The following is a 22310-nucleotide window of genomic DNA, read 5'->3' as shown; positions in this document are numbered from 1 at the left end:
TTAATCTATTATTCCAGTATCTTTTGCTATTTTTTCAGCAGAACTCCATGTCAATCCTCTATCTCCAAGTATTGTATATCTTTCTGGTCTTATAGTATGGGCTATTGTTAATGCTTTTATTACGATTTCTCGTGGTATTCCTAGCTCTTTAGCAGTTAAAGGAAATCCTATCCTAGCTAATGCTCTTTTTATTTCTTTCCATTTTATTCCATGAATATATGCCATTATTATTGTTCCGATTCCTACTAATTCTCCGTGTAATGCTGAATTAGGGTATAACATCTCTACAGCATGCGCAAAAAGATGTTCAGATCCACTAGCGGGTCTCGTACTCCCTGCCATACCCATAGCTACTCCACTACTTATTAGTGCTTCCGTGAGTAATCTTACACCATATTTTAGGTCTCTATTTATTATCTTTGTGCAGTTTAATGCGTGTTTTGCAGAAAGAAGAGCTAAAGATGCAGTGTAATCTCCATAATACTCGCCTCTTAATTTTGCGGCTAGTCTCCAATCTCTAACTGCTACTATTTTACCTACAGTGTCTCCTATTCCAGCGTTTATTAACCTTTTAGGAGCAGAACTCATTATATCTATATCTGCAATAATAGCCATTGGGCCTTTAGCCTTCATAGATACTGGCTTTCCTAATCCTTTTATTGATGCAAAAGGCGATGTTATTCCATCATGTGATGGAGCTGTAGGTATGCTTATAAAATCTTTATTTAGTCTAAATGCAGTATATTTTGCGATATCTATACTTTTACCTCCACCTACACCTATTATAGTATTTGTATTCATCTTTTTTGCTATTTCCTCTATTCTAGTGGCCTCATCAATATTAGCTTCTTCTACTTCTTCTACTTCAATATTGCTTTCTATATTTCCTATTTCGTCAAGAATTTTACTTACTACAATTTTTCTTATATTATGACCAGTTATAATTAAAAACGGAGATAACGAGTTTAATTGATAAAAGTATTCATGTAATTTATCTATTATCCCATTACCAACATAAATTCTCTTTGGTAAATCTATTATATGTTCTTCTGATGCCATAATATACATGACAAGATTTAAATATTAAAAAGTAAGGATTAATGTTGTTGGTTTCTATTTCTTGGTGAGTATAGTGTCTAATAATAGGCTAAGCATAATATCTTCGATATATAACGGACTACCAAAAGATGCGCAAATAACTAGAATAGAATTCGAAGGTCCGGAAATAGCAGTATATGTTAAAAATCCGTCATTTCTATCAAGTAATGTCGAATCTATAAAAAAAATAGCTAAGGAAATTAAAAAGCGAATAGTTATTAAAGCAGATAGGTCAATAAGGAAAGATGAAAAAGAAACAATAGAAATAATAAAGAATCTAGTTCCTCAAGAAGCGCAAATAGTTGATATAAAATTTGATGACGAGTTAGGTGAAGTATTAATAAGAGCAAAAAAACCTGGTCTAGTTATAGGTAAAGGCGGATCAATACAACAAAAAATATTCTTAGAAACATTTTGGAGACCAGAAATAATTAGAGAACCCCCTATAAAATCAAAGACCGTAGAAAGTGTTCTTACTCATATATATAATGAGACTGAATATAGAGCAAAAATTCTAAAGACGTTCGGAGAAAGAATACATAGAGAGGTAATATATAAGGATCGATATGTGAGAATAACAGCTTTAGGTGCATTTCAGGAGATAGGTAGATCTGCAGTTCTAGTAGAAACTAGCGAAAGTAGAGTTCTTTTGGATACCGGTGTTAATCCTAGCGTTAATTTTGGAGAGAAAATGTATCCTAAGCTTGACATTGATCAATTAAGATTAGAAGATCTAGACGCGGTAATAATTACACATGCACACTTAGATCATTGTGGAATGGTACCATTTCTTTTTAAATATGGATACGAAGGTCCAGTATATACTACACAGCCTACAAGAGACGTAATGGCATTAATGCAACTAGATCTCTTAGACGTAGCCGAAAAGGAAGGTAGACCTTTACCGTATTCTGCTAAAGAAGTAAGAAAAGAATTAGTTCATACTATAACATTAGATTATGAAGAGGTAACCGATGTTGCTCCAGACATACGTTTAACATTTTATAACGCAGGCCATATTCTAGGTTCAGCAATGGCACATTTACATATAGGAGATGGTCTACATAACGTAGTATATACTGGTGATTTTAAGTATGCTAAGACAAGGTTACTAGATAGAGCAGTTAATGAGTTTCCTAAAGTAGATACACTTATAATGGAAACTACATATGGCGCACAAAGACAAACAAATAGGGAAGAATCTGAAGCCGAATTAATAGAAATAATTAATAAGACCATAAGTAGAGGAGGTAAAGTTCTCATACCCGTACTAGCAGTAGGTAGAGGGCAAGAAATGATGCTCGTTATAAACGATGCTATGAAGAGAAAGTTAATTCCAGAAGTTCCAGTATATGTAACTGGATTATTTGATGAAGTTACAGCTATACATACTGCATATCCAGAATGGTTAAGTAAAGAAGTTAGGGATTCTATACTCTATAAAGACGAAAATCCCTTTGTATCCGAAATGTTCAAGAGAATAGAAGGATATAAAGAGGATATTGCCCAAGGAGATCCAAGTATAATATTAGCTACATCTGGAATGTTAAACGGCGGTCCTGCAGTAGAGTTCTTCAAAAATATGGCATCTGATTCGAGAAATTCTATAATTTTTGTAAGTTATCAAGCTGAAGGAACATTAGGTAGAAAAGTAAGAGATGGATCTAAGGAAGTTCAGATAATAAACAGAGACGGAAGAATAGAAAACATTAGTATAAACATGGAAGTAGAAACAGTAGATGGATTTTCTGGGCATTCAGATAAAATCCAATTACTTAACTTTTTAAGAGACTTAAGTCCAAAGCCTAGAAATATTGTATTAGATCATGGAGAAGCTTCATCTATAAGATCTTTTATGAGAATAATAGAAAATCAAAAAGAAAAGGAAAGATTAGGGATAAAGAGCGCCAGTATTTATGCACCAAATATACTTGATAGTTTAAGAGTAGTATAATTTCTCAATAAATCTCTTTTTTGTAATCCAATACGATTATATGTATTTTTATAATCTATACGTTAAGACGAATTTCATATAAATTAATCTTTTAAGTATGCGTTAATATATAAGTTAGTCGAGGGCCCGTCGTCTAGCATGGTTAGGACGCTACCCTGACACGGTAGTAATCCTGGGTTCAAATCCCAGCGGGCCCATCTTATAATGTTCTAACATTTATGTGAAAATCTATTCGAATTCTTCTTAATTATAGTAGAAAATGTTTTTAGCTTTTTAAAATTATACAATATATATTGATACTATTTTGGCTTATGTGAACTCTAAATAGGAAAAATAAAGGTAAAATGAATTAAGTACTATCAGATTTGAATTTAATCTTATTATAAATCTATAATTGAGGATGCATAAATAAGGAATTAAGTCAGTATATTAGATAATAGTTAATAACAGAATTATTTAAATAGGATGAGATAGTATAATAAAAACAGAATTTGATTAAAGTTTTCCAAATATTATTATAATTTGTCCTTATGTTTATATTTGAACTAGCTCTTTTAAAATATTAGGATAAGATAAATTTATCAATGTACGTACTAGTTCATTAAATGTTGAATTTATAAAATATTAGTTAATGTTAAATTAAGTATATAATATATTTGTCACGGCGTTTAAATTTAGGGTAGCATCTAAGTATTATCTAGGTTTAGGTGTTTGGCTAAAAAATAGGGAGAAAGATTTTTATTTATTCTTAATATAACTTACAATGTACACCCGCCGTAGCTCAGCCCGGTTTTAGAGCGCCCGGCTGTAGATAGAGGGCAGTTACCGGGTGGTCCGGGGTTCAAGTCCCCGCGGCGGGACTAATTGTCAAATAATTTATAAATTAGTTGTTCCTTTTATCGTGTAGGTGAGATTTTGGCAGAAACCGCGCATAAGTTACTCGCAGAATCTTTAGGAAGTTTAGTACTAGTAAAACTAAAGGGAAGTAAGGAAGTCAGAGGAACTTTAAAGAGTTATGATCAACATATGAATCTAGTACTTTCAGATTCTGAAGAGATTCAGTCAGACGGAAGTGGAAAAAAAATAGGTACGATAGTTATAAGAGGAGATAATGTTATACTTATTTCGCCTATACAACAATAAATCAGTGAGGTAATATGAAAGGTACACCTTCATTTGGAAAAATGAATAACAATTATACACATATTAGATGCAGACGATGTGGAAGAAATTCATATAATGTAACTAAACACTACTGTGCAGCATGCGGGTTTGGAAAATCTAAGAGAATAAGAAGCTACTCATGGCAGAATAAAAAGGTTAACGGGGTAAGGATTAAGTAATGCAATATGGATGGAGCTGGCATTTAGAATGGCAATATCCTTGTGAGTTTCATGGGCATTTGATTGATAGAGTAATAGAGGATATAAAAACATCATATCAGAGAATTATGGTAGCGGAATTAACTAGGTTTGGCAAGACCCTCATTATAGATGGCAAAATTCAATCTAGTGTATTTGACGAATTTATATATCATGAAACGTTAGTTCATCCTTTACTTTTAAGCATAAAAAATCCTAAAAATGTTCTTATATTAGGCGGTGGAGAGGGTGCTACACTTAGGGAGGTATTAAGGCACAAATTAGTTACTGAGAGCGTTATGGTAGATATAGATCAGTCAGTAATAGACTTTGCAAAAAAATATCTTCAAGAATGGCATAAAGGTTCTTTTGATGATCCTAGATCTAAGATAATAATTAGCGATGCATATAATTTTTTTGATAATAATAACGATAATTATGATGCAATTATATTAGATCTTACTGATCCTATATTAGGAAACACATCTTACAAATTGTATACAAAAGAATTCTATGAAAAGCTTAAAAAGCATATAAATGTAGGCGGAGGTATGGTTACTCAAGCTACTTCTCCATCATTTAACACTGATACTTTTACCACTATATATAATACATTAAAACATATTTTCCAGTATGTTGTAACATCAATAGTATACGTACCTGCATTTGACGGATTATGGGGATTTGTTTACGCTTCTGATTATATTAATCCTATTGACCTTTCTAAAGAAGATATTGATAAAAAGATTAAGGAAAGGATAAATGGCGAACTAAGATTTTATGATGGAGAAACTCATCATACTATATTCAGTATACCTAAATATATACGCCAGGAAATGATAAAACAAAATAAGATATCTACAGAAAGTAATCCTACTTATATTCCGGCATAATTTTAATTTTTTAGAAGTATATTAATATGCTATATGCCGGGGTGCCCGAGTGGACTAAGGGGGTGGGCTCGAGACCAGATTGCAAGCTACCCACTGTCCTTCCAAGGACACACGGGTTCAAATCCCGTCCCCGGCGCAAGTTATTTTTATTAGATTATAGTTAATTTATACTAGTAAGCGGGGATGCCCGAGCTAGGCCAAAGGGGATAGGTTCAGGCCCTATTGGCGAAGGCCTGCGTGGGTTCAAGTCCCACTCCCCGCATTTTATACGATACTTAGGAACTATTTCTTATGCAAGAATTTAACTCCATTTATTAGATTCAGGGGTTCAAAGGGAGCGGAAGACTACATCCGTGGAGATGGATAAACCCCTTTGTAAGGCTTATATACGTCTTTTTCGAATATTCTCTTAATTACAATCACTGACGGAGTAAGCGTCACCGCCTTGGTTAAAGCGAGGGTCTATGTGGTACGCTTCTACTCCATTCAACAGTCACATAAGGGGACACTGTAGGGTCACATTAGTGCTCGGGATCGGAACGACACTCACTGTGGAGCTCCGCCCTCTACAACTGGCAAGGTGGGGCTTTGAAGCAGGAAGCCACGTCCGTTACGGTAGACCCAAAATCACCTCCTTAAAAATAAATCTATAGTGTAAATAAGTGTTTCAATTACATTAAATGTAAAATTCTCTGGATTGAATAAATCAGGAAATAAAAGAATTAATAATAATCTAAACTCCTCTCTCCCCACCTCCCCCTTGAATATGGTATATAAGGAGTAGAGTACAATGGCCAGCACGAAGATCAACGTGCGGAAAACAAACTTAGTAGAACTAGTAAATGGAAGAAAAGCCTTAATGTTCCTATAAGAGGTCTCTATAGGACCTCTTACCTTATTGTACAAATCCAACACTTCCCTCTTGGGCAGATCTAGATTAGTAGCCCTAGCAAAATAAACAAGACTCTTCTTTCTCCTCACTTTTTCCTTGCTATACACGAGAAGCCTGAACTTGACCTGCTCATCCCTCCTACTTACTATTAGTTGTGTAATCCCCGTCAAACTCCTCAAACACCTTCACGTCCCCAACAGGCACAGCAATTATATACTTAAACTGTGAAATGAAATTGAGCACATCAACTGTGTAGAAACCAGCGTCAAGAGTTATCAACCTTATCTTGAATCCCATTGCCATTACTTGCTCCACGAGGATCTTCACTATCTCTTCCTTAGTCATACCGTTCACTTGCGGAATAAAGGCAAGTAAAAGTACTTTCCCCTTATACTTGGTTGTTGCAGTTGCGTAGTTCCACGAGTTTCCTTTTTCAGAGCTCCCGAGCCCTTTCACTGGTTTCCCATACCACGTCTTGGTTGTCCAGTCTATTGAAAGATCTATCTCATTCACTCCCTTTAATATCTCCAAGGATATTTTCCTAGCTCTTTCCAATAGCTTTTCAATCACTTCCATCCCTTGTTTCTCTACGTAATTCCTCACGGTCTGTGGGGATACGTCATACGCTCTGGACTTGTTCTCTACAGAGTCGTTCCACAAACACGCGGAGATGAGAGTTTTTGCTACCTCATATACCTTTTCCCCTTGGAAGTTCAACATGGAAAGTAATTTATATCCTATTTGTTGAATGTTATTTTGGTGAGGGAGACCGGGTGTTACCATCTTCCTATCTCACGTGGTAATACTCCATCTCCCTCACCTTAAACCCTTTCTTCAATTCTTTACACTCTTATAAATTTCTTTATCTTTTATAAATTCGATATTATCCTACCAGAGATATTTTTTCTAATATGATTTTGGGTCTACCGGTTAGGGCGTGGTAAGCTCCACATGCTTTGCCTCTAACATGGCTAGGCGATGGCTTGAAGAGCCGAAGGAACTACTTGATTGGGTCAACTTGAGGGCCTTCACTACCTCCTCTCCTATACCTAGTCTTCTTAGTCTCACTCTTGTAAAGCTTGTCTTCTTGTTTAGGAGTGTTGTTCGTGAAAATCACCGTAGGAGTTCACTAGTAATGGAAATTTGTAAGATATATTACAAATTATTTAGTCATTATATAATTCTTCTGAATTTAAAAACTAACATACGTTCAAGGTTAATTATATTCACAGTAAAAGTCAGAATATTTAGATATCAACTACTCATAATCTTCTAAAGTTATTTTTTAGATCTCTTCCTTACTCCTTAAAAAAGACAGAATATGGGATTTAAGCAAAAAATATCAATATGAGTAAATATCTTATTAATCATTTACATAAAAATTTCGGCGTTTTGTTATAGTTAATATTTTGAACTTATAATATTACAATAGTTAACTGAGCAGTTTATTATATGATAATATACTTTGTGATCTCTCAAATTTTTCAGAGAGAACGTATAGCTTATCTTTAATCTTACGTTAGATTTAGAATTTTATGTCTATCAGTCAACTTAATATCTAAGAAAATTCAACTAGTCTATATAGCAATGATAATATAACTATAATAATTACATTTTAATATTACGCTGTATTAGATATATTAACTTATAAATAACATGTAACTGATTTACACTTATACGAATTTAATCTCAAAATTAATTTCTTGCATCTTCAAAAGATGCGGGGAGTGGGATTTGGACCCACGCAGGCCTTCGCCAGCGGATCTCTTATACGCTGGGCAGATCTTAAGTCCGCCCCCTTTGACCATGCTCGGGCATCCCCGCACTATTATTTTTAGCGATAAATTCCCTTAAATATCTTTCCCAAAAATTTAATTTGTCTATCTTTATTACCTACTGTAGGGTAAAATTATGGTAAAACATTCTAGAGGCAATAGGACTAGATCTCGTAAGTTACTAAAGAAATCTCCAAGAGAAAGAGGAGCAATTCCATCTTTAAGTAGGTTAATGTATGAGTTCAAGGTAGGCGATAAGGTTATTGTGAAGATAAACTCTGCAATACATAATGGTATGCCACATAGGAGATACCAAGGTAAAGTAGGTAGTGTTATTTCTAAAAGAGGTAAAGCATATGAAGTAAAAGTGAATCTAGGAAATAAGGAAAAACTAATTATAGTTAGACCAGAGCATCTTGTTTTATTTTCAAATAAAAGTGAATAAATTATGTCTTCTGAATCGATAATTGATGAGCATTATATTTCTTATAGTGAAGCTAAAAAATATATTTATGAAATAATTAAGAGCGGATTACAGTCACCTATGATTCAACGTGTATATGAATATTTGAATAATGTAGAAAAGTGCTCTAATGAAGATGTAAGCTCTTTATTAGATGAAATAAAACCAATTATAGAGAAAGAAGAAGTACTTGCAATGATAGCTAGTATTTGCCCTACTACAATTGATGAGTTAAGAGCAATTCTTGTTATTGATAATAAGACATATTCCAATGATGATTTGGAGAAAGTTATTGAGTCTATTAAGAAGCATTTAAAGAGTTGATATTTTTTATTGAGATATAAATAATAAATTATAGTGGCAATATGTTACAGAGAAGGAGACCGAAGGAAAGGTTTGTATATGTACTAGATTATTTAAGGGAAGGTAATCCTTTAGATAAACACAGAGGTCATAAGAATAGACCGTTAGCTCAAGTTATCGGTGAAGACTATTTTATATTAATGGAAGCATTGGTTTCTGATCAAGATTTTCAAATAGAAGAGAAAGTAGATTTGTTTAATTCTTCTGCATTAAGAATAGATGTAGTAATAAGTTATGAGGATTTAACTAGTGTAGCTAAAGATACTTTACCTAGAGTAGTAAAACGAATAGTCACAAATAAAGAAAGAGTTTTTGTAGAATTTTTCAATAAATCTGACGCATTAACAATAAAATTGCATGCATTAGAACTTTTACCTGGTATAGGAAAGAAAACATTAAGAATTATATTAGAAGAACGGAAGAAAAAGCCTTTTGAAAGTTTTTCTGATATTGAACAAAGAACTGGAATAAAGAACACTATAGACGTTATAGTGGAAAGAATATTGACTGAGATAGAAAGGAAAGATAAATATTATCTATTCGTGTATCCTACAGAAGTGGAACATAGAAAACCTCAAGAGCAAGTAATATATGTAGGATACTTAGATAAGCTAAGAGGAAATGACTAATCTTTCTCAGAATTTTCTATGTGACAGTAAATTTATAGAAAAATTTATTTCGTATTTAGATTTTTCATATCCTATTATTGAAATAGGTTGTGGGAACGGTGTAATATCAAAGGAAATAAATCCAGATTTATGTATAGAAATAGATAAAAAATTTATTCCTAATATAAGACAATATAACTTAGTTATATCTGACGCTAGATACTTACCCGTATATAGGGGTTCGATAATATCGTCTTTTCCATATTCTATAACTGAGGTTTTTTTCGAAGAAGTGATTAAAAATGACAAGATTAATAGTTTACTTCTTATTTTACAAAAGGATTTTGTAGATAAAATTATGACTTATCCAACTTTTATATCATTTATTCTAAATTATTACTATAGAATAATTCCAAAAGATATTATACCCCCTAAAGCTTTTTGTCCATCACCTAAAGTTTTTTCTCAAATTGTATTATTTACCAAAATTAGACATTATGATCCTTATATTACAAAAATTCTAAAATGTATTACTAAATATAGAAATAAAAAAATTAAAAATGCCGCTTCCATTTGTGGTATTAAGGCTAACGAAGAAAAAAAGGTAAGGGATTTTAGGCCATGTCAAATTTCAGAACTACTAAAATATATGGGATTAACATATGCTTAGATGATAATGTTTATGAGCCAGCAGAAGATAGCGAAATGCTCCTTTCGATAATTAAGGTTAATAATGGGGAAAAAGTCATAGAAATAGGTTCAGGATCAGGAATTTTAAGCGTATTAGCTGCTAGAATGAAAGGAATAGTTAGCGCAGTAGACATAAATCCTTACGCTAGTTTGGTTACTTTATGTACAGCAAAACTGAATAATGTCGATATTAATATAGTGAATTGTGACATGTTAGAATGCTTTCGTGACATACATTGGGACGTAGCAATATTTAATCCTCCTTACTTGCCAGTAGAAGAATACAACTCATGGATAGAGTATAGTTGGTCTGGTGGAAAGATAGGAAGCGAAGTTTTAGTAAGATTCTTAAATAAAATACAAGCAAAGCGTGTATATACAATTTATTCCAGTTTAGACAATGAGGAAATTATTCTTAGAAATATTAAAAAACGCGGATTTATAGTCTCTAAAAAAGTAGAGAAGGTTATAGGTTTTGAAGAGTTAATTGCTTTAGAGTTGTATGATAAGAGTTGTACTAGTAGAGCCAGAAGGAGAATATAACGTAGGCTTTGTAGCAAGATTGTGTAAAAACTTTGATATAGATGAGTTGTATATAGTTAATCCTAAATGTAATATTGTAAACGCAGAAAGTTTTTCAGCAAAAGGTAGAGATATTCTAGAAAATGCGTTGATAGTAAATTCGTTCGATGATGCTATAAAAGGTGTTGAGCTAAAAATAGCCACGTCAAGTATTGCTGATACTAAAGGAGATATTCTAAGGAAAGCTATAAGACCATGGGAACTCAATGATATAATAGGAGGTAAAAAAGTAGCGTTAATATTTGGAAGAGAAAGTGTAGGGCTAACTAGAGAAGAGATAGCAAAATCGGATTTTTTATTATATATACCGGCAAGCAAGCTATATCCTACGTTAAATCTATCTCATGCGGTAGGGATAGTACTTTATGAGTTGTGGAAAACTAAAGATTCGCGAAAAATGAAAGTTACATCAGAGTCTTTAGTTTTAATAGATAAATATTCAAAATTATTATTCAATCTTATAAAAAATTATGAAGGTGATCTATCAATGTATTTCGCTTTAAAACGTGCATTAATTAAAGGTGTTAGCGATGAGGAAGAAGCTAGAACAGTTATAAGATTCTTAAGGAAGATATATACTAGAATTTTGCATCAGGATAAAGAATGACTTTTAATACTAAATGTGTAAATGACTTTTAATATGTCTTCAAAAGGTTCAAGAGGTTCTAGCGGAGCTATAAAAGATAAGTGGAAAATGAAGAGATGGTATAGTATATACTCTCCAAAAGTTTTTGGGGAGATATCTTTGGGTTCAACCCCTGCTTTTACTGTAGATCAGACTATAGGTAGAAAGGTAGAAACTACGCTTTACGATTTAACCGGAGATTTCAGTATGGTTTACGTTCACATATATTTTAAAGTAGCTTCACATGATGGCGATAGATTATATACAGCGTTTTATGGTCATGAATTATCTAGGGACTATATAAGATCTCTAGTGAGAAGAAAAAGCTCCAAAGTAAATACTGTAATAGACGTAGCTACAAAAGACGGATATAAGCTAAGAGTTAAAGGACTTGCATTAACTACATATAGGTTGCATAGAGAACAAAGAACTGCAATAAGGAAAATTATGCAAGACCTTATTCGTAAGGACGCAGAAGCCCATACATTTGATGAATTTGTTCAAGAAATGGTTTTTGGAAACTTATCTAATACTATATTTAGCGAAACAAAGAAAATAGCTCCGCTAAGGAAAGTAGAAATAGAAAAATCTAAAGTACTAGGGCTATTAGAATTACCTAAGGAGGTTGCAGTAACTAGTGAAGGCAGTAATACTAGCAGCGGGTAAAGGGGAAAGACTAGAACCAATAACTCATACTAGACCTAAACCTTTTGTTCCAGTTTTGGGAAGTACGTTAATAGAGTATACAATAGATTTGTTAAGAAAATATGTAAGCGATATATATATTGTTATACCTTCAGAACTAAGCGCCGAATATTCGGCTTTCTATAATAGGCTTAAAGGGGTTAAGCTATATTATCAAGGTAAAAATTCTGGAACTGCTGCAGCATTGGCTAGTGTAGGCAATATTTCAGAGGATTTTTTGCTAGTTTACGGCGATATATTTTTTGATGAAGATGCAATAAGATCAGTATTGAATTTTACCGAGAACGCAATTGTTGGAGTTAAAGTGAATAATCCGACCGAATATGGAGTTATTTTAATGAAAAATTCTATTTTAGAAAAGATTATCGAAAAACCTATGGAGCCCGTATCTTATTTTATTAATTCTGGAATATACAAGTTTAATCCTGATATATTTACATATATAGATAAAATATCTATTTCTAGTAGAGGAGAATATGAACTCACTGACGCAGTAAATTTAATGGCAAAAAATGAGAAAATTTTTGTAGTACAGTATAAAGGAAGCTGGATTGATGTAGGAAGACCTTGGCAGGTTATTGATGTAAATAAGATTGCATTAGATAATAAAGAACCTAAAAATCTAGGAGAAATTGACGATAATGTCAAAATAATCGGTAAAGTAGTTATAGAAGAAGGGGCTAAAGTACTTCATGGTAGTTATATTCAAGGTCCAGTCTATATAGGAAAAGATTGTATCATAGGCCCTAATTCATATTTACGACCTTATACGATTTTAACACAGAATAATAAAGTAGGCGCTTCAGTAGAAATTAAAGAATCCGTAATCATGGAAAATTCTAAGATTCCACATCTGAGTTATGTAGGAGATAGTATACTGGGGGAAAACGTAAATCTAGGTGCTGGTACATTAATAGCTAATTTACGATTTGATGAGCAAAATGTGAAAATAAATATAAAAGGAAATAAGATTTCTTCTGGAAGGAAAAAACTTGGTACAATAATGGGAGGTTATGTGAAAACTGGTATTAATGTTTCAATTTTACCAGGGATAAAAATAGGAGCATATGCAACTATATATCCAGGTTCTATAGTTAATAGAGACGTAAATAAGGGGGAATTTTACAAAAACTAACCATGAGCTAAAGTAGAAACTATTTTTATAACATCGTTATTTTTTAGCTTATAATTTTCCCCTATTCTAACTTTTTTCTTAGCATCTATAGCATAAAGAAATCCTTTTGCAAGGTCGCTGTGTATTTGTGCTGCCAGATCTTTTGGTGTTGAACCTTCTTTTATTAATATAGCGTCTGGTAATACATTTCCATTTTTATCTGTATATTTTCTTTCATCTTCTACTGGGTAAACTACTATTTGATTCAATGCATCTAATACTGCAGTGTTTATAGCTTGTTGAACTCCTGTTGAACCATATATTTCTAAAATGTTATTTTTTATGAACTCTAATGCTTTATATCTTTTTTCGTCTATTTTTTCTTTAATATCGAAATGACTTTCGCCAGGTATATAATCTATTATTCCTGCCTTTGCAGCCTTTCTTAATGCTAATTCTGATTCTGCACTTGTAGGTATAACATATTTATACTTAGATTTAACTTTTTCAAAATTTTTCTTAGAAGTAGAAATATCTATTTTATTAGCAGCTATTATTATAGGTTTTGATATTTCTCTTAAAGTTTTACTAAATATTTTTATATCATCCTTCGTCCATTGCATGAGTTTTAAATTTTCTAGTTTAGTAGTACTTAAAGTTTTAATTATTTGCTCTCTATTTATTGAAAGTCCAGATAATTTAGAAAGTAATGATTCGATAATATCTTTTCCTCCCAGATCACTTATTCTGGAAAATTTCTCCCAATCTTTTATAATTATGGAATAGAACCATTCGTCTATTTCATTTTCTATGAATTTTATGTCTTCTTCCGGGTCTCTTGTACCTGGAGGTACAGGTAATCCCTCATCATTGGTAGATCCACTAATATCTACTACATGAATTAACACGTCTGCTTTTCTTAGATCATCTAAAAATTTATTACCCAGCCCTCTTCCTTCATGCGCTCCGGGAATCAAACCGGCAACGTCTATTAATTTTATTGGTATAAATCTATAATCTCCTATACAAACAGAATTCTTAGGATTACATGTAACATTTAATTCTGTATGCACACATCTATTTTTAACATATGCTATTCCAATATTTGGCTCAATAGTCACAAATGGTCTATTAGCTATTTCTACATCTAATAATGTAGCAGCTTCAAAGAATGTACTTTTACCTACATTAGTTTTGCCTATTAACCCTATAGATATCATGTTATATTTACCATAAATATGATACAACACACTTTTTAATTAGTTATTGAGTAGTAGGTTGAATAATAATGGCTTTATCAATGTATAGTTATATATCTAAGACATGGCAATCAGATAATTGGAAAAATGTAATAAAAGCGCGCATGATAGAATGGAGAGATGATAATAGTATAGTAAGACTTGCTAAACCCACAAGGTTAGATAGAGCTAGAGAAATAGGATATAAAGCTAAACAAGGGTTTACAGTAGTTAGAGTAAGGGTAAGTAGAGGAGGTTCAGATAAGCTTAGACCTAATAGTGGCAGAAGACCTAAAAGAATGGGGGTATACGGTTATTCTCCTTCTAAAGGTTACAGATGGATAGCAGAAGAGAAAGCTGCAAGAAAATTTCCTAATTTAGAAGTACTAGGAAGTTACTATGTAGGAGAAGACGGACTTTATAAATATTATGAAATAATTCTAGTTGACCCTAACCATCCAGTAATTAAGGCTGACAAAGATCTCAAGTGGCTTCAAAATTCTTCCAATCATAGAAGAGTATTTAGAGGTCTTACGTCTGCTGGTAAGAAAGCTAGGGGATTAAGTAAATCAAGAGGTCTTAAATATACCATAAACCATAAGAATTCTAAGAAGCAGAAAGAGAGAGAACTAAAGAAAAGACATGAGGCCAATAAATACTATAGACTTCAAAATTATAAGATACCTGGAAAGTGAAAATGAAATTAAATAATATAATATTTCTAGTTTTTTCTTATCAAACTGAAAATAAGGATAAGATTAAGTACGCTATTGATAGTTTATTATCAGATTATGTTAAGGAAGGTGAAATAGAAGAGGAAAGAATAGAGGGGCATTATGGAGATTCAATTATTGAAATAAAATATTTATTTCAAGGGAAAGTGTGCAGTAAAATACTTGATACGTTGTTATCAAAATTTGACAAGGCAGACATAATCTACTTGTTAAGTACGCTAGATTCTAGAGTAGAAAAAAGTAAAGTTCATTTAAGGCTAGATAAACAACTTCTAATAGCTAAGAATAAATTAGCTCTCAAAGATGGTGATGATATTATAAAAGTTATAATAGGTACTGGGGGTAGATTAAAGGAATTCAAGGAGGAACTTAAGCAATTTGTTAATAGAGACTTGCATAAAGAATCATGATCTATTGCCAATATTAAAGAAAGTTGGATATAATATATCATTTTTAGAAGATAATTTCCAATATTCATATAAATATTTAAGAAAAACTATAATTGCGTCAAATTTAAAAGAGTTTAAGAATGGTATCGCCTCGATCAAGAAAAAAAGGCTGATTTTTCTTAAGCCCTTATCTAAGGACGTGTTAAGATATGGCATTATAAATAGTAAAATATCTGGTATAATAATAGATGATAGTAATTTCAGAATCCTTAAAAAAACTTCACTGAACTTATTAAGGCAACATAATAAATTTGTAGAAATACCACTTCCTTCTTCCTCATCATATTTAATATATAAAATAATTCCGTTGGCGTACAAATGGTTTAATGTGGTTTTTTCTTCTTACTCACAAGATATAAATGAGATATGGACACCTATCTCTAAATTAAACTACCTTGTTATCCATGGAGCGGATGAAGAAGAGGCTTTACGATGGATTTATGATAATCCTTTGAAACTCTTAATACATGCTTCAAATAATTATTGACTTAGTACTTTTGGTCTGGTTAATAATGCTGACATTATATGTGATTAAAAATAAAAATATTTACACAAAAAAAATCATTAATAAGCGAAGCATAAGATCCAAACGATATATACTTTTTTATATAATTTTGTCGAAAAACGAAAATATAAATATTTCAAACAAAACTATAGAGGATGCTATAAGGAGATCAGTAAAAGAGCTATTAGGAAATATGTGGTTAGAAATTTCTAATCCAAAAGTTGTTTTTTATGATCCAAATAAATTACAAGGCGTTATATCTACAAACAGAGCAGGTTATAAAGTAGTTATAGCATCACTACCATTAGTCAAAGAAATTAATAATACGAAAGTTTTAATAGTGGCAACTAGGACAACTGGTAGTTTAAAGAGAGCTAAAAAACTTATGAGTATGTGATGAGGCCGCTCCAGACTGTATTATGATGTACCCTGCGACGATCTGATATATAACACTTTTATTAATTACTCTGAAGTAGTATAGTCTGGGATAATATTTGGCATTCGGACCAGCAGCTATGGGATATGATAGAGCAATAACAATATTTTCTCCAGATGGAGATTTATATCAAGTAGACTATGCATTTCAAGCAGTAAAAAAGGGATGGACAACATTAGGAGTCAAGACAAAGAATGCTGTCGTAATATTGGGAGAAAAGAAACAGTCTCTTCTAGTGGATATAGATAGTGTAGAAAAAATATTCTTAATTGATGACCATGTGGGATGCAGTTTTGCTGGATTAGCGTCTGATGGTAGAGTACTTATAGATTATGCTAGGAATTCATCATTACAACATAAATTAATCTATGATGAGCCTATTAGTATAGATTATTTGACTAAGTTAGTTGCAGACGTAAAGCAGATGTACACTCAACATGGAGGAGTTAGACCTTTTGGTGTATCGTTAATAATAGGAGGAGTAGACAAAGGTACGCCTAAACTTTTCATGACTGAACCAAGCGGTCAATTTATGCCATACCTAGCGGTAGCTATAGGCGAAAATTATACTACAGCTACTGAATTTTTACAAAAGAACTATAAAGACGATCTAAGTGTTGAAGATACAATTACACTTGCGATTAATGCACTTAAGGCTACTAAACAGCCTGGAGAAAAACTAGGTCCTAATGAAATAGAAATAGGGTATGGCGCAGCAAATACTGGAATCTTCAGAAAGTTAACATTAGAAGAAAGGAATGATATACTTCAAAAATTGGGGTGATAAAATTAAATGCCTACAAAGGATTATATAATAGTAAAGTATGAGTCACATGGAGAAAGATTCGAAATACTAGTAAAACCTAAGGAAGCTTTTTTATTTAGATCTGGAAAGAATATTCCTGTTTCAGATATTGTGGTTTCAGATACAATATATAAGGATGTTAAGAGAGGTCTAAAAGCTTCTCCTTCAGCTTTAAAAAAAGTTTTTGGGTCTACAGATTTTGAAACTGTAGTAAAAGACATATTATTAAAGGGAGAAATACCATTAACGTCTGAACAAAGAAAGGAACTTGTAGAGAATAAACGTAAACAAGTATTAGATTTTATTCATAGGAACGCTGTGGATCCAAAAACTGGTTTGCCTATTCCACCAGCTAGGTTAGAAATGGCTATGGAACAAGCAAAAATTCAAATAGATATAAATAAAGATCCCGAGGCTCAAGCTATGCAAATAATTCATGAGTTAACAAAAATAATACCTATCAAATTAGCTAGGGCGCTTTTAGAAATAAAAGTTTCAGCAAAATATAGTTCTAAAATAAAATCTACTTTACAAAATTTAGGATCTGTAAAGAAAACTAATTGGTTAGCCGACGGATCTTTAATAGCAGAAATAGAAATACCAGCAGGAGCTCAAGAAGAAGTTATTGATAAGCTAAACTCTATAACTAAAGGTGAAGTAGAAGTAAAAGTAGTACAAGTGAGATAAAAATGTCGTCAAACAAACTCTATTTCCAAAATAGAAGTATAGTAGTACCAGGGGATCTGGTAGCAGAGGGCAATTTTCAGATACCTTGGTCTCCATACTTTTATAAAGTCGGTACTAAATATTACTCAACTGTAATAGGAATATTTGAGTCTAAAGATCCAGTATTCGAAATAATACCACTAGAAGGTCCTCATTACTACCCTAAAATTGGAGATACTGTAATTGGCTTGATAGAGGATATAGAATTATATGGTTGGATATTAGATATAAAGTCCATGTATTCAGCATATCTTCCAGCGTCATCCCTACTAGGCAGAGCTGTAAATGTTGGTGAAGATATAAGAAAATATATGGATATAGGAGATTATGTAATAGCTAAGTTAGAAAACTTTGATAGGACAATAGATCCTGTTCTTAGTATAAAAGGCAAGGGATTAGGTAGAATTTCTTCTGGAACAGTAATTGATATTATGCCAGTAAAAGTTCCTAGAGTTATAGGTAAGAACAAAAGTATGCTTGAAGTATTAACTACTGAGACAGGATGCGAAATAACAGTGGCACAGAATGGAAGAATATGGGCAAACTGTCCCTCTCAAGATAAAGAAAATATTTTAATTCTAGCTATAAAAACAATTGAAGAAGAATCGCATACTAAGGGTTTAACTGATAGAATTAAAAATTTAATTAAAGAAAAAGTAGGCGAGATAAATGATTCAGCTTCAAAAACCTAAACTAATCTTAGATGACGGAAAACGTCTAGACGGAAGAAAGCCAGATGAGCTCAGGCCAATGAAAATGGAAATAGGTGTATTAAAAAACGCTGATGGATCTTCTTTAGTTCAAGTTGGTAATACTAAGATTTTGGCTGCTGTATATGGACCTAGAGAAATGCATCCTAGACATCTAGCACTTCCAAATAGAGCAGTACTTAGAGTAAGATATCATATGACTCCTTTTTCTACAGACGAAAGAAAGAATCCAGCACCTAGTAGAAGAGAGATAGAACTTTCAAAAGTTATTAGAGAAGCTCTAGAATCAACAATATTAGTAGAAGAATTTCCAAGATCTTCTATCGATGTTTTTATGGAAGTTATTCAAGCTGACGCAGGAACAAGATTAGCATCTCTTATGGCAGCATCTTTGGCTGTAGTTGACGCAGGAATTCCAGTTAAGGATCTTATAGCAGCAGTAGCGGTAGGAAAGGCAGACGGAATAGTAGTTTTGGATTTAAATGAGCCTGAAGATATGTGGGGAGAAGCCGATATGCCAGTTGCTATGATGCCAGCTTTAGGTCAGATTAATCTTATACAATTAAACGGAAATATGACACCAGATGAGTTTAAACAAGCTATGGATCTATCAATGAAAGGAATAAATATTATTTATAATATGGAAAAAGATGTTCTTAAAAATAGATACGCTGAACTTAAGGAGGAGAGTTAAAATGTCTGTAACTCCATCTAATGAAAATGTAATTCCTTTAATTAAAAAGGAAAGTATATTACATATGTTGGAAAGAGGAGTAAGAGAAGATGGTAGAAAACTCACCGATTATAGACCTTTAAATATAACCTTGGATTATGCTAAGAAGGCTGATGGTTCTGCCTTAGTAAAACTTGGAGATACCTCAGTATTGGCTGGGGTGAAAGTAGAAGAGGAAGAACCTTTTGTCGATACTCCTTCTCAAGGTAATTTAGTAGTAAATGTTGAACTATTACCTTTAGCGTATGAAACTTTTGAACCAGGCCCACCAGACGAAAATGCAATAGAGTTATCTAGGGTTGTAGATAGGAGCTTAAGGGATTCTAAGGCAGTAGACCTTAATAAACTAGTTATAGAAGCAGGGAAAAAAGTTTGGACAGTATGGGTTGATATCTATGTTTTGGATTATGGAGGAAATGTTTTAGATGCTTCCACGTTAGCAGCAGTAGCGGCATTGTATAATGCCAAACTACCTAAAGTTTTGAATGATAATGGAGAAATAAAAATCATAAGAGAAGAAAAAGGTGATAGAGTTCCTATAATGTTTCCTGTGGTAACTATAACAGCTGCTAAAATAGGCAAGTACATAGTAATTGACCCAGATCTAGAGGAAGAAGGAATAGCAGATGCCAAATTATCTATATCATATACGCCAGAAGGTAGAATAGTAGGAATGCAAAAGACTGGACAAGGAAGTTTTACTTTACAAGAGATTTTAAATATAGAAAACATTGCTAGATCTTCTAGTGAGAAGCTTTTAGAAGAACTTAAAAAGCAATTAAATATATAAGAAGATGATTAACAATGGCTAAATACAAGGTAGTTGGAGTTGCAGGAAGATTAGGTCCTAGATATGGTTCTACGTTAAGGAAAAAATGGAAAGAAATAATGGAGAGAAGATATGCAGAGTATCAATGTCCAGTTTGTAAAAGTTCTGGTAAAGTAGTACGAATATCATCAGGCATATGGTATTGCAAAAAATGTGGAGCTAAATGGGCTGGTCTTGCATACACCCCGTACTGATATAATAATAACATCCTCTAGGGATGCGTCTAAAAGAACTAGAAGTTTTTTGAATGAATTAGAACTTATAATACCTAATTCTCTAAAAATAAATAGGGGTAGGCAAAGCTTTAAACAAATTCTTCATATATCGTACGATATTGGAGCTAGGTTTTTGTTATTTATTCTTACGTATAAAGGTAATCCTTCATATTTGGAATTATATAGTATCTCGTATAATGCAATTCTATTGAAATATAAATTTCGAATTAGTAGTATATCCCTAGTTTCTGACATTAAAGACAAAAAAATACCTAGAAATCCATGTATAAATAAAATGGAATGTACAAAGATTATGGATTTTATCACAGATATAAATCTTTTTAGATTAACAAGATGTGAATCATTTTTAAATATAATTAAACTAAGTGAGAAAGAATGCGAAATATATTTTACTGACCTTAAAGGATATAAAATAGGTCTTTCGATGAGGCTTTTAATATGATCACGATTTCACTTGAGTTAAAAGATCTTCCAAAAGATATTGAAAATATAGTGTCTAAATCCATTTTATTGGAAAAAATAGATTTAAATTATATTTCTATATCAAGTTCACCATTTAAGATAGATATTAAATCTCCTAGTATAACAAGAGGAAGAGCTATAATGAATTCTTATATATTCTGGATATATACGATTCTGAGAGTAATAGAAGAGGTGAAATAAATGGCAGAAAAATTACCTCCTGAAGTTCAGACTCAGTTATTAAAGCTACAACAACTCCAAAGTCAATTGGAAAGATTAGGGTATGAAAAAAGTGTTATAGATAGTGAGCTAAGGGAAGTAAATAAAGTCCTAGAAGAATTGTCTACATTACCCGCAGATACTATCATATATAAAATTCTAGGGAACTTATTGGTTAAGAAAGATAAGTCTACAATAGAGAAAGAGTTAAGTGATAGAAAGGAAATTTTAGAACTTAGATCAAGAACTTATCAAAAACAGGAAGATTTACTTAAAAAACAATTTGATGATCTTCAAAGAAAAGTTAATGAATTATTACAACGTTATTATCCACAAGGAGGTTCATCAACAGTTCCTCCAAAAGCTTAAAAACAGTCGTTAATGTATGTAAAGTATAATGATAAGGATCTATGCCGATGATAGAGAAGAAGCTAGTGGCATTCCAAGCATTCTACGTAGCCTAGGTATAACAGTTTTTTTAAGGCAACTTTCCGTAGGAGATTATATAGTCGGTGATAATATAGCAGTTGAAAGAAAAAGCGTTATAGACTTAGTGAATTCTATATTTGATAAGAGATTTTTTGATCAGATAGGGAGACTTACGAGCTCATATGATATATCTTTTTTGCTAATAGAAGGTAATTTAAACAGAATATATAAAATAACTAATAACTGGAAAGCTGTAAATTCAGCACTAATTTCTGTAATGACCATTCAAAATTTAAGAGTTATTTATTCGATAGATAAACAGGAATCGGCTGAAATCTTAAAGAAACTTGCTGAAAAATTTCAGCTAAATGACAATAAGAAAAAGAGTATTAGTCTTCATGATAAACCAAAATTTGAGAATATAAAGGAAGAACAAGAATATATAGTAGAGTCTTTTCCTCAAATTGGTGAAATATTAGCTAAAAAACTACTTGAAAAATTTGGCACAATAAAAAATATTTGTAATGCTAATATTTCGGACATAGAGAAGGCCATAGGAAGCAGGAAAAAAGCGGAAGAAATATATAAAATAATTAACACCCCTTATTCGTCTTCAGAGAATAATAGTAAGAAATCATTGTTAGATTTTATTTGAAAATAAGGTCAAAAAACTTGA

Annotated in this window: 28 protein-coding genes, 5 tRNA genes and 1 pseudogene; 30 read left to right on the top strand and 4 right to left on the bottom strand. The window is 32.2% G+C overall.

What is annotated here, in order from left to right; all coding sequences use genetic code 11:
* Entirely contained in the window at nucleotides 1-1059 is a 1059-nt protein-coding gene (locus tag DFR85_RS23165) for an NAD(P)-dependent glycerol-1-phosphate dehydrogenase (protein ID WP_110270315.1), read from the bottom strand.
* A 73-nt stretch (nucleotides 1060-1132) separates the two neighbouring features.
* On the opposite strand from DFR85_RS23165, the gene DFR85_RS23160 reads away from it, so the two are divergent.
* From DFR85_RS23160 to DFR85_RS23125, 8 genes are all read left to right on the top strand, one after another.
* Complete coding sequence (locus DFR85_RS23160; RefSeq protein WP_432417925.1) at nucleotides 1133-3052, top strand: beta-CASP ribonuclease aCPSF1; 1920 nt, start codon at nucleotides 1133-1135, stop codon at nucleotides 3050-3052.
* 122 nt (nucleotides 3053-3174) lie between these two features.
* Nucleotides 3175-3249 (top strand) — tRNA-Val (locus DFR85_RS23155).
* A gap of 573 nt (nucleotides 3250-3822) precedes the next feature.
* Nucleotides 3823-3912, top strand: a tRNA-Tyr gene (locus tag DFR85_RS23150).
* Nucleotides 3913-3967: 55 nt separating this feature from the next.
* A complete protein-coding gene (locus DFR85_RS23145; RefSeq protein ID WP_110270313.1) occupies nucleotides 3968-4195 on the top strand; it encodes an LSM domain-containing protein in 228 nt (75 codons plus the stop codon).
* 14 nt (nucleotides 4196-4209) lie between these two features.
* Entirely contained in the window at nucleotides 4210-4395 is a 186-nt protein-coding gene (locus tag DFR85_RS23140; RefSeq protein WP_110270312.1) for a 50S ribosomal protein L37e, read from the top strand.
* Nucleotides 4395-5306 (top strand): polyamine aminopropyltransferase, encoded by a 912-nt coding sequence (speE, locus tag DFR85_RS23135; protein ID WP_110270311.1) that lies wholly within the window; start codon nucleotides 4395-4397, stop codon nucleotides 5304-5306. The genes DFR85_RS23140 and speE overlap by 1 nt, the downstream gene beginning before the upstream one ends.
* A 35-nt stretch (nucleotides 5307-5341) precedes the next feature.
* A tRNA-Ser gene (locus DFR85_RS23130) sits at nucleotides 5342-5442 on the top strand.
* A gap of 41 nt (nucleotides 5443-5483) precedes the next feature.
* Nucleotides 5484-5568 (top strand) — tRNA-Leu (locus DFR85_RS23125).
* A 365-nt stretch (nucleotides 5569-5933) separates the two neighbouring features.
* Here the strand turns inward: DFR85_RS23125 and DFR85_RS23120 are convergent.
* Nucleotides 5934-6981 (bottom strand): annotated as a pseudogene (locus tag DFR85_RS23120) (ISH3 family transposase).
* Nucleotides 6982-7917: 936 nt separating this feature from the next.
* Nucleotides 7918-8022 (bottom strand) — tRNA-Leu (locus tag DFR85_RS23115).
* An 87-nt stretch (nucleotides 8023-8109) separates the two neighbouring features.
* Between DFR85_RS23115 and DFR85_RS23110 the strand changes: the two genes are divergently transcribed.
* From DFR85_RS23110 to spn, 8 genes are read left to right on the top strand one after another with little or no spacing between them, the layout of a single operon-like run.
* Nucleotides 8110-8418 carry a 50S ribosomal protein L21e gene (locus DFR85_RS23110; RefSeq protein ID WP_110270310.1) on the top strand — a complete coding sequence of 103 codons (309 nt, stop codon included), beginning with the start codon at nucleotides 8110-8112 and terminating at the stop codon, nucleotides 8416-8418.
* 3 nt (nucleotides 8419-8421) lie between these two features.
* Nucleotides 8422-8760, top strand: a complete 339-nt coding sequence (locus tag DFR85_RS23105; protein WP_110270309.1) for an RNA polymerase Rpb4 family protein — start codon at nucleotides 8422-8424, stop codon at nucleotides 8758-8760.
* Between the two features lie 41 nt (nucleotides 8761-8801).
* Entirely contained in the window at nucleotides 8802-9428 is a 627-nt protein-coding gene (locus DFR85_RS23100) for a DUF655 domain-containing protein (protein WP_110270308.1), read from the top strand.
* Nucleotides 9421-10077 (top strand): 16S ribosomal RNA methyltransferase A, encoded by a 657-nt coding sequence (locus DFR85_RS23095; protein ID WP_110270307.1) that lies wholly within the window; start codon nucleotides 9421-9423, stop codon nucleotides 10075-10077. The genes DFR85_RS23100 and DFR85_RS23095 overlap by 8 nt, the downstream gene beginning before the upstream one ends.
* Nucleotides 10029-10640 (top strand): HemK2/MTQ2 family protein methyltransferase, encoded by a 612-nt coding sequence (locus DFR85_RS23090; protein ID WP_110270306.1) that lies wholly within the window; start codon nucleotides 10029-10031, stop codon nucleotides 10638-10640. Before DFR85_RS23095 ends, DFR85_RS23090 begins: the two co-directional genes overlap by 49 nt.
* On the top strand, nucleotides 10600-11286 hold the full coding sequence (gene trmJ, locus DFR85_RS23085) for a tRNA (cytidine-2'-O-)-methyltransferase TrmJ (RefSeq protein WP_110270305.1): 687 nt from the start codon (nucleotides 10600-10602) through the stop codon (nucleotides 11284-11286). Before DFR85_RS23090 ends, trmJ begins: the two co-directional genes overlap by 41 nt.
* Nucleotides 11287-11319: 33 nt before the next feature.
* Nucleotides 11320-11970: a 30S ribosomal protein S3ae gene (locus DFR85_RS23080; protein ID WP_110271813.1), complete on the top strand. Its 651-nt coding sequence runs from the start codon at nucleotides 11320-11322 to the stop codon at nucleotides 11968-11970.
* The gene (spn, locus tag DFR85_RS23075; protein ID WP_110270304.1) at nucleotides 11942-13144 is read left to right on the top strand and encodes a bifunctional sugar-1-phosphate nucleotidylyltransferase/acetyltransferase; all 1203 of its coding nucleotides are present in this window, start codon (nucleotides 11942-11944) and stop codon (nucleotides 13142-13144) included. Before DFR85_RS23080 ends, spn begins: the two co-directional genes overlap by 29 nt.
* Here the strand turns inward: spn and DFR85_RS23070 are convergent.
* On the bottom strand, nucleotides 13141-14343 hold the full coding sequence (locus DFR85_RS23070) for a redox-regulated ATPase YchF (RefSeq protein WP_110270303.1): 1203 nt from the start codon (nucleotides 14341-14343) through the stop codon (nucleotides 13141-13143). The genes spn and DFR85_RS23070 overlap by 4 nt on opposite strands.
* Nucleotides 14344-14411: 68 nt before the next feature.
* On the opposite strand from DFR85_RS23070, the gene DFR85_RS23065 reads away from it, so the two are divergent.
* The 14 genes from DFR85_RS23065 (at nucleotide 14412) to xpf (ending at nucleotide 22289) form a co-directional block, all read left to right on the top strand.
* Nucleotides 14412-15056: a 50S ribosomal protein L15e gene (locus DFR85_RS23065; protein ID WP_110270302.1), complete on the top strand. Its 645-nt coding sequence runs from the start codon at nucleotides 14412-14414 to the stop codon at nucleotides 15054-15056.
* A 2-nt stretch (nucleotides 15057-15058) separates the two neighbouring features.
* Nucleotides 15059-15505, top strand: coding sequence for an RNA-binding domain-containing protein (locus DFR85_RS23060; RefSeq protein ID WP_110270301.1), 447 nt, complete (start codon nucleotides 15059-15061; stop codon nucleotides 15503-15505).
* The gene (locus tag DFR85_RS23055; RefSeq protein ID WP_110270300.1) at nucleotides 15474-16031 is read left to right on the top strand and encodes a PHP domain-containing protein; all 558 of its coding nucleotides are present in this window, start codon (nucleotides 15474-15476) and stop codon (nucleotides 16029-16031) included. Before DFR85_RS23060 ends, DFR85_RS23055 begins: the two co-directional genes overlap by 32 nt.
* On the top strand, nucleotides 16012-16446 hold the full coding sequence (locus tag DFR85_RS23050; RefSeq protein WP_110270299.1) for an Rpp14/Pop5 family protein: 435 nt from the start codon (nucleotides 16012-16014) through the stop codon (nucleotides 16444-16446). Before DFR85_RS23055 ends, DFR85_RS23050 begins: the two co-directional genes overlap by 20 nt.
* A gap of 97 nt (nucleotides 16447-16543) precedes the next feature.
* Nucleotides 16544-17269, top strand: a complete 726-nt coding sequence (gene psmA, locus DFR85_RS23045) for an archaeal proteasome endopeptidase complex subunit alpha (RefSeq protein WP_110270298.1) — start codon at nucleotides 16544-16546, stop codon at nucleotides 17267-17269.
* Nucleotides 17270-17278: 9 nt separating this feature from the next.
* Nucleotides 17279-17977 carry a ribosome assembly factor SBDS gene (locus DFR85_RS23040; RefSeq protein WP_110270297.1) on the top strand — a complete coding sequence of 233 codons (699 nt, stop codon included), beginning with the start codon at nucleotides 17279-17281 and terminating at the stop codon, nucleotides 17975-17977.
* Nucleotides 17978-17979: 2 nt separating this feature from the next.
* Nucleotides 17980-18708: an exosome complex RNA-binding protein Rrp4 gene (gene rrp4, locus DFR85_RS23035; protein WP_110270296.1), complete on the top strand. Its 729-nt coding sequence runs from the start codon at nucleotides 17980-17982 to the stop codon at nucleotides 18706-18708.
* A complete protein-coding gene (gene rrp41, locus DFR85_RS23030; protein ID WP_110270295.1) occupies nucleotides 18686-19420 on the top strand; it encodes an exosome complex exonuclease Rrp41 in 735 nt (244 codons plus the stop codon). The genes rrp4 and rrp41 overlap by 23 nt, the downstream gene beginning before the upstream one ends.
* 1 nt (nucleotide 19421) lies before the next feature.
* Nucleotides 19422-20249 (top strand): exosome complex protein Rrp42, encoded by an 828-nt coding sequence (gene rrp42 / locus DFR85_RS23025; RefSeq protein WP_110271812.1) that lies wholly within the window; start codon nucleotides 19422-19424, stop codon nucleotides 20247-20249.
* Between the two features lie 14 nt (nucleotides 20250-20263).
* Entirely contained in the window at nucleotides 20264-20482 is a 219-nt protein-coding gene (locus tag DFR85_RS23020) for a 50S ribosomal protein L37ae (protein ID WP_110270294.1), read from the top strand.
* Between the two features lie 49 nt (nucleotides 20483-20531).
* Nucleotides 20532-20966, top strand: a complete 435-nt coding sequence (locus DFR85_RS23015) for a hypothetical protein (RefSeq protein WP_110270293.1) — start codon at nucleotides 20532-20534, stop codon at nucleotides 20964-20966.
* Entirely contained in the window at nucleotides 20963-21187 is a 225-nt protein-coding gene (locus DFR85_RS23010) for a hypothetical protein (protein ID WP_246253047.1), read from the top strand. The genes DFR85_RS23015 and DFR85_RS23010 overlap by 4 nt, the downstream gene beginning before the upstream one ends.
* Nucleotides 21188-21574, top strand: coding sequence for a prefoldin subunit beta (locus tag DFR85_RS23005; protein ID WP_110270292.1), 387 nt, complete (start codon nucleotides 21188-21190; stop codon nucleotides 21572-21574).
* A gap of 25 nt (nucleotides 21575-21599) precedes the next feature.
* Nucleotides 21600-22289, top strand: coding sequence for a 3'-flap repair endonuclease Xpf (gene xpf, locus DFR85_RS23000; protein WP_110270291.1), 690 nt, complete (start codon nucleotides 21600-21602; stop codon nucleotides 22287-22289).
* Nucleotides 22290-22310: the final 21 nt, after the last annotated feature.

Source organism: Acidianus brierleyi, assembly GCF_003201835.2.
GTDB classification, from domain to species: Archaea; Thermoproteota; Thermoprotei_A; order Sulfolobales; family Sulfolobaceae; genus Aramenus; species Aramenus brierleyi.
The sequence above is the reverse complement of the archived record's forward strand: the minus strand, read 5'-3'. Positions and strand labels throughout refer to the sequence as shown.